This is a genomic window from Rossellomorea sp. GCM10028870 (genome assembly GCF_042666755.1).
Lineage (GTDB): Bacteria > Bacillota > Bacilli > Bacillales > Bacillaceae_B > Rossellomorea.
This window is the reverse complement of the sequence record NZ_JBHTGN010000005.1, coordinates 191,938-208,892: the sequence shown is the minus strand read 5'-3', so window position 1 is coordinate 208,892 and position 16,955 is coordinate 191,938. Positions and strand designations below refer to the sequence as shown.

Below are 16,955 nucleotides of genomic sequence, written 5' to 3'. Positions count from 1 at the left end.
TACTCTTCATTATATAAAGTTTTTCGGATTCTTTTTAGCTCCTTTTATATGTTGCTACTCATTCTCAGCTTAATAAGAAAATAGGCTGGGAAGAATAATTCTCCCCAGCCTGAACTTTTATTGGATTCCAAGCGATATCAGTATATCTTCCAAAGATCTTCCTTCAACACTTTCTTTCGGCTCATGAACAGATTCAACGGTTGGATTCTGTTTCAGATAGTGCTTTTGAATGAATGACATATCCTTCTCATTAACCGTCCCATCGAAGTTAATGTCGGCTGAGCGCTCATTTGTTCCCCAATGTTTTTCGACTTCAAGTGCGTCCAATACATCAATGACATCGTCTTTATTCACATCTCCAGGGGTAGGCGCTTTTGTGCTTACCCCTGAGTTCCATTGGGCTGCCGGGTTACCGTCATCATCTTTATACCCTACATTAAAAGGTGTGTGGACGGTGAAATGACCCGGAATATCAACAGAGAAGATCATTTGATCCATTGTCAGCGGGAGTTTTTGAACTTCTGTCTGTGCATATCGGTTGATTGATCCTGGATATTCATTGCCCTCTTGATCTTTGACGGTCAGACTTGCCCCCAATTGTGATGGGTCCAATCCGAACCTCCATCCAGGACGACCATCTTCTTTTTGTAAGGATTCAGGTGCGGCCAAACTTCCAGATATTTTCGAGAAAGTCGGGATTATAAACATTGGTGTAATAGTCGAGACCATTGAAATCGTTTCACCTTCATTATTGATGAAATTCGTTTTTGTGTTTTCAAATGTTAAATAACGTTCATAGGAATCACTCTTCACTTTCACTGTTACCTCTGCCACCGGAACATCACCCGAAACACCATTCGGGATTTCAGCATGGATCGTAAGCTTCGTTGAAGAGCCTGTTGCGAGATAATCGGAAGAAATGGATGCTCCCATTTCAGTAAATTCCGGGTGGATGTTTACGTCTGTAATGTCCACTATTCCTTGTTTGAACGTAAAGCTAGACGTCAATTCCTTTGCATTTGAAAGGTTGTTCGCCGTTAACGTGATCTTGGTGGTTTCACCCATTCTCACATGTTTTTGCCCGAGTGTCCCTTCCATGTAAGGCGTTCCTTCTTTTACAAACGTATAGTACTTGTAATCTTCTCCTAGCCCGGAGGAATTGTAGCCTTGAAGAGCTACATCCAAGCTATTTATGGATGGGTTAAGCGGAATACTGTATTCAAACTCTCCGTTTTCATCTGTATAGAAACCATCCGTGAAGTATGGACCTCCGCTTTTTACCATGACGAAATTCCCGGTCTGATCGATGTCTACGCCTTCTTCCTGGTATTTCTCATACGTACGATCCACCACACTTCCTGTAACGGTGTAGGACTCCATCCCTGGTTCGTACTCAATCACCCCTTCATTTACATCCGTTTCAAATTGAGCACCTGTTAGGTCGATGATTGTATGATCAGCCATTTCGAATGACTTCCCTTCCTTCGTGGTTGCAATCATCTTCACCTTGTAATGTCCGGCTCCATAAGGGACTTTTACTCTTGTAGCAGAAATCGGCTGATCTTCATTTCCTGTGAACGGGAAATACGTTCCATTGAATACAGAACCGATATAATATTCGGTATCTTCAATTAGACTAGAGGTATTCATACTTCCCAGATAACCTAATTCTGCATCTGTCTTTCCGTCCACTAGAAGGACATCGATTGTCTTCATTGGAGACTTTAAGTTAAAGAATAATCCAGGCAATGGTACAAAGGGATAATACAAATCATAATCCCCTGTCAGTGCTTTAGGAGTGGTTTTCGCATAATTGATTCCTTCCTCCATCACAACGAAAGCAAAAGGAACCCTGTAGGATTCATTTTTATCCGCTTTGTTTCTAAATGTGACCATTCCCTCATACGTACCGGGCTCTGCTGTCTTTGGAGCTGTGATAAAAGCATTTATGTTTTTTGTACTATTTCCTTTCACTTTCACTCTTTTATCGATATTTAATACTACGCCATTTTCTGATGCGTCTTTTGAACCCCTAAATTCGGTTTGGAATTCAATGTCAACGTCAAAAATTTTCGTGTGTTTCTCTGTATTCTTCACCTGGATCGAACGGCTTTCAATAAAAGATGCTCCATCTTTAATGGAAAGACCAAAGTTAAGCGCACCCGATGGAGAGTTGATCTCTTTTTCAGCACCATCCATGATCGTGACCGAAGGATTATCGACCATCACACTCGATGTTGCGCTCAAAGCTTCAATAGGATCGACCTGCCCGCTCCCTGCTTCAAATACACTATAATCTTTCTTTAGTGGGTCTGCCGTATTCATTAGGAGTGTTTTGATTTCTTCCGGAGTGTATTCAGGGTTCTGCTCTAATAATAGCGCCGCCACCCCCGCTACATAAGGAGATGCCATGGATGTACCAGACAGTCTCTGATAGGCAGAATCATAGTTATCCAGATAATCGGCACCATTCGCATAAGCCGGTACGGTAGAAAGCACTTGGACTCCTGGAGCCGTTACTTCCGGTTTGATTTCATATTGACTGCGTGAAGGTCCCCGGGAGCTGAAGTCTGCCAGGGTTCCCCCTTCTTGTAAAATAGATCCTGCTTCTGAAAACACCATTTCTGATTGATCTGTCAGACCATCTTTGATTTTCAACCCATCTTGGTTCGTTAGTGAGAATGTTGGAAGATAATGAACAGATTCCCCTAAATAGTAAGGGATATGCCCTTCCTTTTTATTATCATTGAATAATAGGATGGCAGAAGCCCCCGCATTTTTGGCCAGCTTGATTTTTTCCGAAAAGGAAATCGCTCCCCTCGATACAAGCACGGCTTTCCCTTTCATATCTTTCCCTTGATAATCTGCGTTCTGTCCTAGTCCAACATCTACAACCTCAAGGCTTTGTCCATCCCACCCGGACATAGCATCACTAAAATCCTGTGCCATCAAGCGTAATTCTACATCGGCACTTCCGTTACTCAGCGGAACTGTCCCGGTAAATGTATTCACTACTATATCCACATCGTTCGCCCCGACACTCAGTGCCAAGGTTGCTGTTGCCGGAGAGCCAAGGGTTTTCATGCCACTTCCGCTGTTCCCTGCAGCAACCACCGATGTGACTCCTGCCAGCACCGCATTGTTAACAGCGACTGAAGTTGGATAAAGCGGGTCATTGACTTCCGCCCCCAATGATAAGTTGATCACATCCATCCCATCTGAAACAGCACGATCGATTGCCGCAATGATGTCACTGCTCGTTCCTCTCCCGTAAGGACCCAGCACCCTGTATCCATATAAATCGGCTCCAGGGGCGACACCCTTCACACTAAATTCACTGCCGCTTGTCCCTTGTCCTGCTATGATGCCGGCTACATGAGTACCGTGGAGGGTGTAATAGACACTGCCAGACGCAACTTCCGGTCTTCCTGACTTTTTCCAGTCTTCGTAAGTAGTTTCCATCGGATCAGCATCATCGTCTATGAAATCATATCCGCCTTTGTATGCATCCTTCAAATCGGGATGATTATAGTCGATGCCTGTATCAATGACTCCGACTTTGATTCCCTCACCGGTAAAGCCTTCTGTATGACTCGTTTCCATGTTATGAGACGGGGATGTCATGATCGGCCGTTCGGCTTTCTCCTTTACAGGTTGAATCCCCTCTACTTCCTTGTCACTCCAGATGGCTTTGACAACATCCGAATCCAGTAATTTCTCAATCTCGTTTGCCGGCAGGGACATCGCCACCCCGTTAAATGCCTGTTTATAAGAATGTGTTATTTCATAAGCCGTTTTGCCGGTTTTCTTCTTTCCGATTAAAGCTTCAACGTCTTTCTTAAATTTTTGGTGCGATCTTTCTACTCTCTCATTGGCTTCTGACAACAAAATCGTTTTTCCCATCTTCACACCAGCAGCGACTTCTGTTTTAGCTGTATACTGATGAAATTGTACAATGATATCGGTCATATCATCAGCATCCAACCTAATGGAAGGATCCACCAATAGGCCAGTTTGTTGAGATGTCTCTAATGTATGTAGAGCTTTTCTCTGCTCTTCTGTCAAAGAAGATAGTATATCTTTTGCCTTTTGTTCTTCTGCATCAGCTGTTCCTGAAGAAAAATACGGATTAAGCGTTGAAACAAGCAAGCTTGTTGTAAAGACAACCGCGGCCCCTTTTTTAACTACCGAATGAACGTTCATAGTGTCCCCCTCTACCTTTTCTCTCTAAAAAGTCTAATTTTTTTCACTAGCTTTATCGTAATAATATTTAAGTAGAGAGGCTATGGGGTTTTTGTTTAGTACTTTCATCTCACTCATCGTTAAAATTTCTTTCATTTTGAGCGTATTATGAATTTTTTTTAGTAGGATTGAGCTGATAAATTGATATTTAGTTGGGGGAATTTGTTTATAGGAAAGTACTAATAATGAGATGGGTCAACTCCCACTATGTATATTTTCTGGAGTGACCTATTCTAGATAGATGTGCACCCGAAAAAAGGATGGTCCCAAAATAACTTTTGGGGCCATCCTTTTTTCATTTACAAATGAAACCGAGTAATCGTACTCTTCAGTAATTCCGCTTGCTCTTTAAGGTTCAATGCCAATTTCTGTACGTCGCTCATCACAACCGCTTGTTCTCTTGTAGATTCAGACACTTCTTCCGCTCCGGCAGAGGTTTCTTCTGCAATCGCAGCAACCTCCTGGGATTGCTCTGAAGTCAATCGGATGCTTTCCATCTGCTGATCTACAAGGACTGAAATGTTTTGAACCGCGTCCGCCACTTCATGGATCGTTTTCGTCATGGTTTCGATCATTTCATTGGTCTGGGTCCCTTTTTTTGCTTCGGAATTAGCTGAATCGACTTGAGTCTTGATATGTCCAACCACACTGCCAACCTCAGTTTGAATGTTCTTGATGAGTTTTGAAATGCCTTGTACCGCTTTGCCGCTTTCGTCTGCCAGCTTTCGGACTTCCTCGGCGACAACAGCAAATCCCTTACCGTGTTCTCCTGCCCGCGCCGCTTCAATGGAGGCATTCAAGGCGAGAAGATTGGTCTGGTTTGCAATATCCCCGACCAGTTGAATGATCTGCTCAACCTTTTTCGCATTGTCTTCCAATCTGTGCACGGCGTCCAATGAATCTTCATTACCTTTCGCAAGCCGACTGATACCTTCCACCAGGGAATGAATGACTTCCTTGCTCCCTTGAAGCTCCGTCACCATATTCTTGGACATTTGCTCAGATGATTTGGAGTGATTCTGTACTTCCTGCGCGATTCGAATCACATCTTCAACAGATTCAGCCGTCGTTTGAATGGCCGTGGCCGAGCTTTCGGCACCTGCTGAAATTTCGCTGATCGTTTTGGAAATGGAATCCGCTTGAGTGGAAGCTGCTTCCGATGCTCTCGACAGCTCTATCACATTCGAATTTGTTTTGGTGAAATTCTCGTCGATACTCGATACCATGTCGCGGAGGTTATGAAGCATGCGATTGAAGGCCAATGCGAGCGATCGGATTTCATCATCCGACTTTGGCACCTCTACTTCCACCGCAATGTCCCCTCGTGCTGCTTTCAACGCCGCCTGTTCCAAGCGCTGAAGTGGTTTGACGATAAATCCTGCCGCAAAGAAAGCCAGCACACCCGACCAGAACACACCCATAACCAGTGTCATGCTCGTAAATAAAAGCTCTTTCATATCAGGTGCAAAAGTAGGCTTGATAAAATAAATAAAAAGTGCACTTGTTGAATACGTCACCACCGCAAGAAGCGTGATAAAGAGAACCAACTTCTTTCTAAGACCCGATTTGTAGCTTCTCTCTTTCCCCATCCTTTTTCTCTCCCTGTCTCGTCCTTATTCCAGCTTTTTCATTAAATCCTCAATCAATGAATCCAACTCTCTGTATGTATTTCTATAGATGTCCACGCTTCCCCCGTAAGGATCCGACACATCCAAGTCAGCAGGATCTTCAAGGACAAACTCCTTTAGTGTGAAGATTTTGTCCGCCACATGTGGATACTGATCCACAATCGCCCGCTTATGATTCGATGTCATCGTAAAAATATAGGAAGCCCAGTCCAGATTCTCTCTCGAAAGTGAACTCGATTGGTGTCTATGTATTATATCGTTCTCTTTTAGCACTTCTTTAGTCTGAAATGAAGCATCACTTCCATCCATGGCAAAAACCCCTCCAGACTTCACATCAAACTTCTCCGCGCCCTTATGTTTCAAGACCGCCTCCGCCATAGGACTTCGGCACGTATTTCCTGTACAAACAAATAAAATATTCATCACGTCATCCTCCTTACAGCCTATTATAAAATATTTTCCAATCTGCCCATAGCCCATTCACAAAAAAAGAAAAGCGCAGGGGGCTCCCCTGAAGCAACAAGCATAAATGGTAAAACAAAAAAGTCCATCACCATGAGGGACGGACCTTCGTCTATAAAACTCGCAATCTGCATTTAGCGATCTTTTTTACAACGGCAGCAACAGTTTAATCCCAAATGCAAACAAAATACTTCCGCCAAGGGCCTCACTATACGTCCCAAGTACCCCCTGAAATTTCCGTCCTATCAATAAACCGGCCCAAGTCAACACCGTGGCCGCTATTCCAAAACAGAAAAGGGCGATTGCTGTTCTGGCACCGAAAATACCCAGGGTCAGTCCGACTGAAAAGCTGTCCAAGCTGACACTCAAGGCAAAGAGTACCAATCCAAACCCTACTGGAGAAATGAGTGTCGTTTCCTCTTCCTTGAAGCTTGACATAAACATCTGAATCCCTAGAATGATCAAAAGAATTCCACCGGCATAGGCTGCAAAAGACCCGAATTGTTCGGATAAAAATTTTCCCGTCATCATCCCGAGGAGCGGCATCCACACATGAAAGATTCCAACGACTAATCCTATATATAAAATTTGCTTTAATCTCAGCTGAAACATACCCATTCCGATTCCGATCGAAAAGGCATCCATCCCAAGAGCAAATGCCATTAACATCAAGGTAATCAGTTCTCCAATAATTGTTGTCATCTTTGTTTTTCCCCCTCCGGACATGCCTACAGAACAAATGTATGCACGTCCCAGGGAAAATAGAATGAGAAATGGAGTGGAGATTGGGCATTATTGTAAAAACCTTGTTGCTATAGTGAATATTGGTCCTCTCACAAAGAAACCCTACGGTTCTCTCAAACCATAGGGGCAAAACATTATCCTTTCATCACCCGATACCCGGCCGCTTTATGAAGTCGGTTCATAATCGCTAAACCAACTCCTTCTTCCGGAAACATTTCGGAAAAAATAATATCCACGTTACTTCTATTAAAAGTGCGCAGTGTATCATAAAGATTTTGTGCGACTGTACTCAGGTCTTCTCTTCGACCAACGGATAGAATGACGTCTGCTTGAAAGTCATTCACAAATTCTTCTGTTGTTAACACACCTACTCTGAGCCCCTCTTCCTTCTTAATGTCTACTAATTTCTGAAGGTCCGCCCTCGTACCGTCCACTAAATAAACGGGAGCGTCGGGAGCATAGTGCGTATACTTCATACCTGGGGATTTCGGAGCCCCTTTCCCTTCTTTTAATGAGGGATCTACTTCCACCTTACCGACTACTTCTTCCAGCTGTTCTTTCGTGACTCCTCCGGGACGTAAAATAATCGGGCTTGGTCCGGTGCAATCTACAACCGTCGACTCAACGCCTACACCCGTTTCTCCTCCGTCGACCACTCCTGCAATTCGGTCTTCCAAATCATCGATGACATGCTGAGCCGTTGTCGGACTTGGTTTCCCTGAGCGGTTCGCACTTGGAGCCGCAATCGGGAGTCCTGATGCTTCAATGATTGCCAGGGCAACAGGGTGATCAGGCATCCGGATCCCCACGGTCGGTAAACCCGCTGTTACCTTTTCAGAAAATACGTTTTTCTTATTTTTAAAAATAATGGTTAACGGACCCGGCCAAAAAGCATCGATGAGGCTCGCTGCATCCTCAGGAACTTCCGCCACCAATCCTTCCAGCTGATCTCTATTTGATATGTGGACAATCAGTGGGTTATCCGATGGTCTTCCCTTTGCTTCGAAGATTTTCTCCACAGCACAATCTGATTTCGCATTCGCACCCAGACCATAAACCGTCTCTGTCGGGAAGGCCACCACCTCATTCTGTTGAAGAACCTTCGCTGCATCCACAATTTGTGGATAACTTTTATTGTTATCCACATCACTTTCCACAATCCAGTGTTTCATCATTTCCGTCATCCACCTTTTTATTTCAACACTCAAACAGTGTGTATAAATACTGAATTAACAAGCGTTCAACTATCGTACTCTTTTGAAAGTATAAAAGAAACCCCAAAAATTCTCAAGTATTGTCCACAAAACGTTAATAAAATACTACAGACTGTGGATAAACCTGTGGATGGTGTGAATAATTCTGAAAAAAGAGATATTTACGTTAGTGAATGGCACCTTACGTTTTTTGTCGAATTTTACACATAAAAAAACTGAATCATTTCTTAATAAAAATGATTCAGTCTACTAGCAGACTACTATCGCAAAATAGTTTATTGCAGTGGAAATTTGTCGAAACCTCTCATTTCACCCTAAAGATCAAGCCTCATCGCAATGCAGTTATCCACTGTGGATAACTTTTTAGCGTGAACGAAATTCTTCAGTTCATCCACAAAAGGTTCTTTTTCCTGTTGAAAACCTAATAGGTCAAAGAAATTTAGCGACGCTTTCCGATTGGATATTAAGTAAAGGCGCGTAAGTTCTTTCTCTTTCGCCAATTTTAAAATCTCTTGAAATAGAGCAAACAATTCCTCACTTTCAAAAGAAGAAGTCACAACGAGTGAGCGCAGAAGACCGATTTTATCCTGAACTTCGATCCCAAGTGTTCCAATCAACTGCTTCTCTGAGTCTTCCACTACTAAAAAACAATCAACACTATTTTTAATGCCTTCTGTACTTAAACCCGCTTTCGTTAAGAAGGCTACTACTTCATGAATATCTTCCTGTGTTGCCTGGCGAATCACTTTTAACATCATTTCTTCCTCCCTTTCTATCATCCCCTAGTGTTAATGTATGAGGGAAAGGAGAGAATAGAACAGGTTGTTGTGAAAAAATACTAGAAAGATAGGCATAAAAATAGCTTCATCTCATGGATGAAGCTCTACATTTTACTTATTGAATAATCCTTTGAAAAGATCTACCACGAAGAAGCGGACCTTAACCTCTTCCTCTTCTCCTTCTTCAACGAAGACTGCTTCCGTCTCTGTTTTCACGCTGCTTTCTTTTACTAGAAGCTCTTCTTTTGTTTCATCTGCAGCTACTGCTTCTTCCGTCATTTCTGCTTCCACTGCTTCCAGCTCGACTCCTTTATAAGCAATCACATCTTCCATTTCAGTTTCAGGAGATTTCATTTCTTCTACATCCGAATCCATTTCCGAAATCCCATTGACATCTTCCTCATCTTCAGGATCCACTTCGGTGATCTCATTTCCACTGGCTTCTACTTTCGTTTCAAATCCAGGACTTCTTACCGCATTTCCAGTCGAGAAATCAAGGAAGCATAGAGGCGGATAAAGGACACACCACCAGTTCGCTCCTTCTCCTGCACCCAGTGTAATCAACACGGCTTCGTATTCACCTGCCGGGTATAGATACTGACCATATAATTTGGTAGGAAACTCAACTTTTCCAAAATCAATTTTCACCGATTGATCTAAACCTTGCTCAGCGACAACCTCTTCCGCAATTTTCTGCAGCTCTGGTAAACCTGCTTTAATCACTGATTTCGCCTCTTCTTGTGATGTAAGAGTCTCTACCCAATTCGTAATCTCTTTATTTACTTCATCACGAACGAGTCTTTTGACGTTTTGATCCTGTTCCAGATCACTGTTTGCCAGAATCCGAAGTCGAATCGCTTCTTCCGGGATCACCATCGTCTCCTGGGCCGCCATTTCCTGCTTTGGTATATATAAACTTAGAATCGTTCCTAATGATAGAATCAAGATATACAATAACACCGTATGTTTTGTTTTCATTTTTATCTCCCCCTCAGTAAAACAGTCTAGTCAAAAAGGGGAAATCTTAAACTAGTAAAATAACATTTTGGGTGTGGAAATTTGGCCGGGGGGACTTTTTGAAAATAAAATCTTGTTTTTGAAAATATGTGGGCTGTTTTTGAAAATATAACTTCAGTTTTGAAAATAAACATGACGACGAGCAGGTCAGAGCAGAAGCGAGAATCTATATTTATCCAGATCCATTCCAATTTTTCAAAAAAAACACCCCCGATCATCACAATCGAAGGCACACTTCCTTATTTTCTTACACAAAACACCATGCGATCTTTCCCATTGATATCATGAACGACTTCCGTTTCCGCGTCCGGGAAGGTCTTGCGCAGCAGATCCGCCACAGTCTCTCCCTGCCCGACGCCGACTTCGAAACCGATCAGACATTTTTCCTTCATCACACGAGGCAACTCATCCATGAAACGTTTATATAAATCATAGCCATCTTCCCCACCGAACAAAGCAAGTTCCGGCTCATGATCGATCACGATATCTGATAGAGTTTCCCGATCCGTCAAGGGAATGTACGGAGGGTTCGATAACAGAATATCCAGCTTCACACCATCTGCGATCAAAGGCTGTAACAGATCCCCTGCGAAAAAACGGACATCCGCCCCGAGCTTCGAGCTATTCTCACCCGCAACCGCCAGTGCTTCATTCGAAATATCGACGGCCATCATCTCAAGAGGCAAGCGCTTCGACTCAAGCTTCAACGTAACGGCAATCGCTCCGCTGCCCGTTCCGACATCGGCAGCCTTAAGAGGAGGGACCGTTTCACCAAATAAATCCTTCATCTTCTCCAGACCATAGTAAATAAGCTCTTCCGTCTCCGGCCTCGGAATCAGCACATGCTCATTCACCACAAACTCCCGACCATAAAACTCCTCAACCCCGATAATATGCTGAATCGGCACCCCGCCTACATGCTCCCGGATCCCATTCTGAAACTCTTCCCAACTCTCTTGAGGGACGGACCTCCGCTGTTCTGCCAGCAGTTGTGACCGTGACATTCCCATTAGATGCCGTAAGTAGATTTCTCCCACATTTTCATCACGGCCATTTTCGACTAAAAAAGAAGAAGCCCATTTCAGGGCTTCAAATACCGTCACCATGACTACTCTTCCAGTCTTTCAAGAAGTTTGGATTGGTCTTCGATAATCAATGCATCGATGACTTCATCCATCTTTCCTTCAAGGATTTGGTCGAGCTTTTGGATCGTCAATCCGATGCGGTGATCCGTGACGCGGTTTTGTGGGAAATTGTACGTACGGATACGTTCGGAACGATCACCTGTACCAACGGCTGATTTACGGTTTGCATCGTATTCAGCTTGAACTTCACGTTGGAATTTATCGTAAACGCGTGCACGTAATACTTTCATTGCCTTCTCTTTGTTCTTGATTTGCGACTTTTCATCCTGACATGAAACGACTACACCTGTCGGCAAGTGAGTCAGACGCACAGCAGACATGGTTGTATTAACACTCTGTCCTCCCGGGCCACTGGATGCGAAGGTATCGACACGGATATCTTTGTCGTAAATATCCACTTCGACCTCTTCCGCTTCTGGCAGGCAGGCCACCGTTGCCGTCGACGTATGAATACGTCCGCCGGATTCTGTTTCAGGTACACGTTGCACCCGGTGTGCTCCGTTTTCGTATTTCATTTTGGAGAATGCGCCATTTCCGTTGATCATAAAGATGATCTCTTTATATCCACCAACACCAGTGGAGTTCGCTTCCATCACTTCGGTCTTCCAGCCTTGCGATTCTGCATAGCGACTGTACATACGGTATAAGTCACCAGCAAACAGGGCTGCTTCATCTCCACCTGCAGCACCACGTACCTCCATGATTACGTTCTTATCATCGTTCGGGTCTTTCGGGATCAATAATATTTTCAGACGGGCTTCCAATGCTTCAATTTGTTCTTCAAGCTCGGAAACTTCTTCTTTCACCATTTCACGCATATCAGCATCAAGCTTATCATCCAACATCGCCTTAGCGTCTTTATACTGTCCAGTAAGTTCTTTATATTCTCGATATGCTTCTACCGTTGCTTGGATGTCTGATTGCTCTTTCGAATAATCTCTTAGCTTCTTTGGGTCATTCACAATTTCTGGATCACTCAATAGTTCATTTAACTTATCATAGCGATCTTCCACTGCTTGTAAACGATCGAACACAGCTATTCACCTCAATTTTAGTCCATAACAGTCTAATTATATTATATGGTGTATGTAAACACAAGGAGGATCGGGATCAGGCAGAAGGCATAAAGTGGTGGATATTATGTAGAAGGCAAGCAGATCAGCATACAGACCTGCTTGCACTTTTTTATCTTTCGGTGATTTTCACATTAACATTGAACCTTGGGATGGCTTTTTCTAATCTCTCTTTTAACATCGCTTCTTCTTTATCCGTCTCAGCCATGCTCATTTCATTCTGTGTATGTGCCGTCACCCACATTTGTTCGCCATTGATCCAGACTTCATCTGGTTCAAAGTTGGAATATTCCCTCACAACCTCCCGTGCTTTGTCTTCATACACGCCAGTTGTCGTCGAAGTTGTGCCTGGTGAGTTCGTCAGGTTTGGAAAGTTCGGGTTTTCATTTGTCGTATTTCTGACGCTTCTATCTTGACGATCATTCATTTCATCTTTTCGATTATCAATGAATCGTGTACCATTTTGATCCTCGTGCATACCGAATTCTGATTCCTGATTCACTCCACACGCGGTGATTAAAATGAAGAATACGGTAAAGGATAAAGCTAACAGTAGTTTTTTCATGCTTTCACACCTCCTGTTTTTAGGATTTCCTACAGGAAAGTGCTTATGCACTTAAAGTTTGGAGTGCTTCGGGGTAAGTATCGCATTTTCAATAAGTTGAAATGAGCCAAATAAAAAAAGCCCTAAATAAAGGGCTTCATTCACTATTTAAACTTCCTTCACCATATCAGGTGTCACGCTCATTCCAGTTGGAACTTCATGGTGATGACGGCATCTTGGCTCATAAGCTTCAGATGCACCCACAAGGATGATGGGGTCATCATAGCAAGCTGGTTCGCCGTTGATTAATCGTTGCGTTCGACTTGCAGGAGAGCCGCAGACTGCACAAACGGCTTGAAGTTTTGTCACTTGCTCGGCAATGGACATTAAATCAGGCATCGGACCGAATGGTTCTCCGCGGAAATCCTGATCAAGTCCTGCGAGGATGACACGATACCCACTGTTTGCTAATTTTTGGACGACCTCTACAATGCCTTCGTCAAAAAATTGAACCTCATCAATAGCAACTACATCTACCTCAGGATTCAGGTCATCGAGAATCACATTTGAACCCTCGACTGCTTTGGCGATTACAGAGGTACCGTTATGAGATACAACCGATTCATCGCTATAGCGATTATCTAGTTTTGGCTTGTACACAGCAATTTCTTGTTTAGCAAATTGAGTGCGTCGTACCCTGCGGATCAGTTCTTCGGATTTCCCTGAGAACATGCTGCCGCAAATGACTTCTACCCAACCCGTTTGTTTCATGACATACACGAAAGCGCCTCTCCTTCCTTATACAATATTCTATAGAAAACAGCCTGACTGTTAGTAAAAACGGACTACTCTTTAGTATAAAGCATTCCTTTATGTACGGGAATAATGCTTGATTTTCAGTAATTTGGCAGAAAAAAAGAGGCACAGCTCAATTGGAACTGCCTCTATTTCTTCAACCATTTGCTTTAAAGAGAATAAAAAACAGGCAAGCATGAAGATCCTTGCCTGTTTTTCTAATAGAAGAGAAGTGACAATCATATCTTTATGCCTTACGCACAAAGAAATTTGATATGACCTTCCAGCTCTTCATTATTGTTGTTGATTTTTAAGACCGTATTTTTTGTTGAAACGGTCAACACGTCCACCAGCGTCAGCGAATTTCTGACGTCCTGTGTAGAATGGATGGCATTCAGAACATACCTCAACGCGCATTTCTTCCGCTACAGAACCAGTTTCAAATTCGTTACCGCAAGCACAGCTAACTTTGATCGTGTTGTACTTTGGATGAATTCCTGATTTCATTTCTTTCATCTCCTTCCGCCCTGAATCATCTGAAACAGAGTAATTTATTACGAAGATATATGTGATATGAGCATAAGCATGAGAGTTATAGCCAGCCCCTTACCACATCCAGTTTTTAAAAACACATTGACACTATTATAACAAGGACAAGTAATATTTGCAACCTGAAAAATTGGAAGTTACAGACATCGTTCCAATCATTCGATTACTAGATTAACGCTTCTTCGACTCTTCTGTCAACACATTGAAAAACTCTTCATTCGTCTTCGATTGCTTCAGCTTGCGCATAAGCTTCTCAGCGAAATCAGGCTGATCGGACATCGCTTTACGGATTGCCCATAGCTTTTCAAGATGATCCGGTTTGATCAGAAGTTCTTCTCTACGAGTTCCGGAACGACGGATGTCGATGGCCGGGAAAATACGTCTTTCAGCAAGAGAACGATCAAGATGAAGCTCTAAGTTCCCTGTTCCTTTGAACTCTTCATAAATGACATCGTCCATGCGGGATCCTGTATCCACTAGCGCAGTAGCGAGAACTGTCAAGCTTCCGCCTTCTTCAATATTACGTGCAGCACCGAAGAATCGTTTCGGACGGTGGAACGCCGCAGGATCAATACCTCCGGATAGCGTTCGTCCACTTGGAGGGATGACCAGGTTATAAGCACGGGCTAAACGAGTGATACTATCCATCAGAATGATCACATCACGTTTGTGCTCCACTAAACGCATCGCGCGCTCAAGAACAAGTTCTGCCACTTTGATGTGATTTTCCGGTACTTCATCAAATGTAGAGCTTACGACTTCTGCTTCTACAGAACGTTCGATATCCGTTACTTCCTCTGGACGCTCATCGATCAGAAGAATGATTAATTCCGCTTCAGGATGATTCGTTGTGATCGAGTTTGCGATCTCTTTGATCAGCATCGTCTTACCGGCTTTAGGTGGCGCAACGACTAAACCACGTTGTCCAAAACCGACAGGCGCGATAAGGTCCATGATGCGCGTTGAGATTTTGTTCGGTGTTGTTTCAAGTTTCATTTGACGGTCAGGATATAAAGGCGTGAGACCTGGGAAATGGACACGTTCTTTCGCGGATTCCGGTTCTTCTCCATTGACCATTTCAACATGAAGCAGTCCGAAATAACGTTCGTTTTCCTTCGGAGGACGCACTTTCCCTGATACTTTATCCCCGTTACGAAGGTCGAAACGGCGGATTTGTGATGCAGAAATATAAATATCCTCAGAGCTTGGTGAATAATTGATCGGTCTTAAGAAACCGAAGCCCTCTGACTGGATGATTTCAAGAACACCTTCCATAAAGAAGAAGCCTTCTTGTTCTGCACGAACTTTAAGGATAGCGAAAATCAATTCTTTTTTTGTTAATTTACTATAATAAGAAACTTTGTATTGTTTGGCTAGCTCGTAAAGCTCTTTAAGCTTCATATTTTCTAAGCTAGAGATTGTTAACTCTTCCATCATGACACCACGCTTTATTAATTTGTCCTACCTAAAATAAATAAAAAGAAGGGTAGATTTTTCTAAAAATGAAGAAATATGTTGAAGCATAAACTAATAGAAAAAATGCTGAAGATAAAAACCTTATCTATTGTAACCATACTTTTAATCAAGAATCAATGACTGGGTAAAAAAAGGAAGGTAATTTTGTAGATAGGCAGCATTTCTTCACCTATGAAGAAAAAAAGTGAGTGATAAGAGTAGTCATGGGCAGAATGGTAAGACACTCTGCCCATCCCTCATCTCTTATAAGAAGAGTTTGTTTCTCTCTCTATGTTTCAATGTCTATTTATTATTTCATAACCAGGTTTGGCTTTTTCTGAAGACTGTGACGGCCGTCTATGAAGCGGACGGTTCCAGACTTCGCACGCATAACGACGGAATGAGTCAAACCGTATGTTCCTTTAAGCTGAACACCTCTTAACAGTTCCCCGTCCGTTACACCTGTTGCTGCAAAGATCGCATCATCACCGCATACGAGGTCTTCCATTCGAAGGATCTTGTCCACATCCAGCCCCATGCTGATACAGCGCTGCAGTTCGGCATCGTTCTGTGGTAAAAGCTTTCCTTGGATTTCTCCACCTAAGCATTTCAACGCAACGGCAGCAAGTACCCCCTCTGGAGCACCGCCGGAACCGAATAAAATATCGACACCCGTATGATCGAATGCTGTATTCATAGCTCCTGCTACATCACCATCATTGATCAGCTTGATACGGGCTCCCGCCTCTCTCAGCTGCTGAATGATATGCTCATGACGAGGACGATTCAAGACGGTTGCAACTACGTCTTCGATGTCTTTGTTCTTTGCTTTTGCAACGGCCTTTAGATTATCGATAACAGAAGCGTTAATATCAATTTCCCCAACTGCTTCTGGTCCTACTGCGATTTTATCCATATACATATCCGGTGCGTTCAGTAGGTTTCCGTGGTCTGCCACCGCGAGTACCGCCAGTGCATTCCAGCCTCCGGAAGCAACGATATTCGTTCCTTCCAACGGATCAACGGCCACATCTACACGCGGACCATAGCCTGTCCCTAGTTTCTCACCGATATAAAGCATTGGAGCTTCATCCATTTCACCTTCACCGATGACAACTGTTCCCTTCATCGGTACTGTATCGAATACATCGCGCATAGCAGAGGTTGCAGCATCATCTGCTTCATCCTTCTTACCGCGACCCATCCAGCGAGCCGATGCAAGGGCAGCCCCCTCTGTTACTCGAACAAGCTCCATTGATAAACTTCTTTCCATGTATATAGCCTCCCGTATTCCCTTTTGTTTTACAA

14 protein-coding genes are annotated in these 16,955 nt (G+C 43.4%); all 14 read right to left on the bottom strand.

All coding sequences use genetic code 11. The features are described from left to right. Window positions 1-117: 117 nt before the first annotated feature. The 14 genes from ACFQWC_RS19475 to glpX all read right to left on the bottom strand — a co-directional run bounded on the left by ACFQWC_RS19475 (window position 118) and on the right by glpX (window position 16,920). A complete protein-coding gene (locus tag ACFQWC_RS19475; protein ID WP_377108860.1) occupies window positions 118-4,203 on the bottom strand; it encodes a S8 family serine peptidase in 4,086 nt (1,361 codons plus the stop codon). A 338-nt stretch (window positions 4,204-4,541) separates the two neighbouring features. Further along, complete coding sequence (locus ACFQWC_RS19470) at window positions 4,542-5,831, bottom strand: methyl-accepting chemotaxis protein (protein WP_299746464.1); 1,290 nt, start codon at window positions 5,829-5,831, stop codon at window positions 4,542-4,544. A 24-nt stretch (window positions 5,832-5,855) separates the two neighbouring features. After that, window positions 5,856-6,293 (bottom strand): low molecular weight protein arginine phosphatase, encoded by a 438-nt coding sequence (locus ACFQWC_RS19465; RefSeq protein WP_377108859.1) that lies wholly within the window; start codon window positions 6,291-6,293, stop codon window positions 5,856-5,858. 186 nt (window positions 6,294-6,479) lie between these two features. Then, window positions 6,480-7,034: a manganese efflux pump MntP gene (locus ACFQWC_RS19460; RefSeq protein ID WP_299746469.1), complete on the bottom strand. Its 555-nt coding sequence runs from the start codon at window positions 7,032-7,034 to the stop codon at window positions 6,480-6,482. A 176-nt stretch (window positions 7,035-7,210) separates the two neighbouring features. After that, window positions 7,211-8,251, bottom strand: a complete 1,041-nt coding sequence (locus ACFQWC_RS19455) for an L-threonylcarbamoyladenylate synthase (RefSeq protein WP_377108858.1) — start codon at window positions 8,249-8,251, stop codon at window positions 7,211-7,213. Between the two features lie 353 nt (window positions 8,252-8,604). Then, the gene (locus tag ACFQWC_RS19450) at window positions 8,605-9,045 is read right to left on the bottom strand and encodes a GNAT family N-acetyltransferase (protein WP_377108857.1); all 441 of its coding nucleotides are present in this window, start codon (window positions 9,043-9,045) and stop codon (window positions 8,605-8,607) included. Between the two features lie 135 nt (window positions 9,046-9,180). Next, window positions 9,181-10,047, bottom strand: a complete 867-nt coding sequence (gene spoIIR / locus ACFQWC_RS19445) for a stage II sporulation protein R (RefSeq protein WP_299746474.1) — start codon at window positions 10,045-10,047, stop codon at window positions 9,181-9,183. 278 nt (window positions 10,048-10,325) lie between these two features. Continuing rightward, entirely contained in the window at window positions 10,326-11,192 is an 867-nt protein-coding gene (prmC, locus tag ACFQWC_RS19440; RefSeq protein ID WP_341357175.1) for a peptide chain release factor N(5)-glutamine methyltransferase, read from the bottom strand. A gap of 2 nt (window positions 11,193-11,194) precedes the next feature. Further along, a complete protein-coding gene (prfA, locus tag ACFQWC_RS19435) occupies window positions 11,195-12,265 on the bottom strand; it encodes a peptide chain release factor 1 (protein WP_377108856.1) in 1,071 nt (356 codons plus the stop codon). A 151-nt stretch (window positions 12,266-12,416) separates the two neighbouring features. Continuing rightward, entirely contained in the window at window positions 12,417-12,869 is a 453-nt protein-coding gene (locus ACFQWC_RS19430) for a hypothetical protein (RefSeq protein ID WP_377108855.1), read from the bottom strand. A gap of 147 nt (window positions 12,870-13,016) precedes the next feature. Continuing rightward, window positions 13,017-13,628 (bottom strand): thymidine kinase, encoded by a 612-nt coding sequence (locus tag ACFQWC_RS19425; RefSeq protein ID WP_341357176.1) that lies wholly within the window; start codon window positions 13,626-13,628, stop codon window positions 13,017-13,019. A gap of 309 nt (window positions 13,629-13,937) precedes the next feature. Further along, on the bottom strand, window positions 13,938-14,150 hold the full coding sequence (gene rpmE, locus ACFQWC_RS19420; protein ID WP_034765123.1) for a 50S ribosomal protein L31: 213 nt from the start codon (window positions 14,148-14,150) through the stop codon (window positions 13,938-13,940). Window positions 14,151-14,363: 213 nt separating this feature from the next. Beyond that, the gene (rho, locus tag ACFQWC_RS19415) at window positions 14,364-15,626 is read right to left on the bottom strand and encodes a transcription termination factor Rho (protein WP_044340561.1); all 1,263 of its coding nucleotides are present in this window, start codon (window positions 15,624-15,626) and stop codon (window positions 14,364-14,366) included. 331 nt (window positions 15,627-15,957) lie between these two features. Next, window positions 15,958-16,920, bottom strand: a complete 963-nt coding sequence (glpX, locus tag ACFQWC_RS19410; RefSeq protein ID WP_299746491.1) for a class II fructose-bisphosphatase — start codon at window positions 16,918-16,920, stop codon at window positions 15,958-15,960. Window positions 16,921-16,955 lie beyond the last annotated feature (35 nt).

Excerpts from the sequence above, each read along its gene's own strand:
- ACFQWC_RS19475 (WP_377108860.1), bottom strand. The coding sequence starts at position 4,203 with ATGAACGTTCATTCGGTAGTTAAAAAAGGGGCCGCGGTTGTCTTTACA.
- ACFQWC_RS19470 (WP_299746464.1), bottom strand. The coding sequence starts at position 5,831 with ATGGGGAAAGAGAGAAGCTACAAATCGGGTCTTAGAAAGAAGTTGGTT.
- ACFQWC_RS19465 (WP_377108859.1), bottom strand. The coding sequence starts at position 6,293 with ATGAATATTTTATTTGTTTGTACAGGAAATACGTGCCGAAGTCCTATG.
- ACFQWC_RS19460 (WP_299746469.1), bottom strand. The coding sequence starts at position 7,034 with ATGACAACAATTATTGGAGAACTGATTACCTTGATGTTAATGGCATTT.
- ACFQWC_RS19455 (WP_377108858.1), bottom strand. The coding sequence starts at position 8,251 with ATGATGAAACACTGGATTGTGGAAAGTGATGTGGATAACAATAAAAGT.
- ACFQWC_RS19450 (WP_377108857.1), bottom strand. The coding sequence starts at position 9,045 with ATGTTAAAAGTGATTCGCCAGGCAACACAGGAAGATATTCATGAAGTA.
- spoIIR (WP_299746474.1), bottom strand. The coding sequence starts at position 10,047 with ATGAAAACAAAACATACGGTGTTATTGTATATCTTGATTCTATCATTA.
- prmC (WP_341357175.1), bottom strand. The coding sequence starts at position 11,192 with ATGGTGACGGTATTTGAAGCCCTGAAATGGGCTTCTTCTTTTTTAGTC.
- ACFQWC_RS19430 (WP_377108855.1), bottom strand. The coding sequence starts at position 12,869 with ATGAAAAAACTACTGTTAGCTTTATCCTTTACCGTATTCTTCATTTTA.
- rpmE (WP_034765123.1), bottom strand. The coding sequence starts at position 14,150 with ATGAAATCAGGAATTCATCCAAAGTACAACACGATCAAAGTTAGCTGT.
- rho (WP_044340561.1), bottom strand. The coding sequence starts at position 15,626 with ATGGAAGAGTTAACAATCTCTAGCTTAGAAAATATGAAGCTTAAAGAG.
- glpX (WP_299746491.1), bottom strand. The coding sequence starts at position 16,920 with ATGGAAAGAAGTTTATCAATGGAGCTTGTTCGAGTAACAGAGGGGGCT.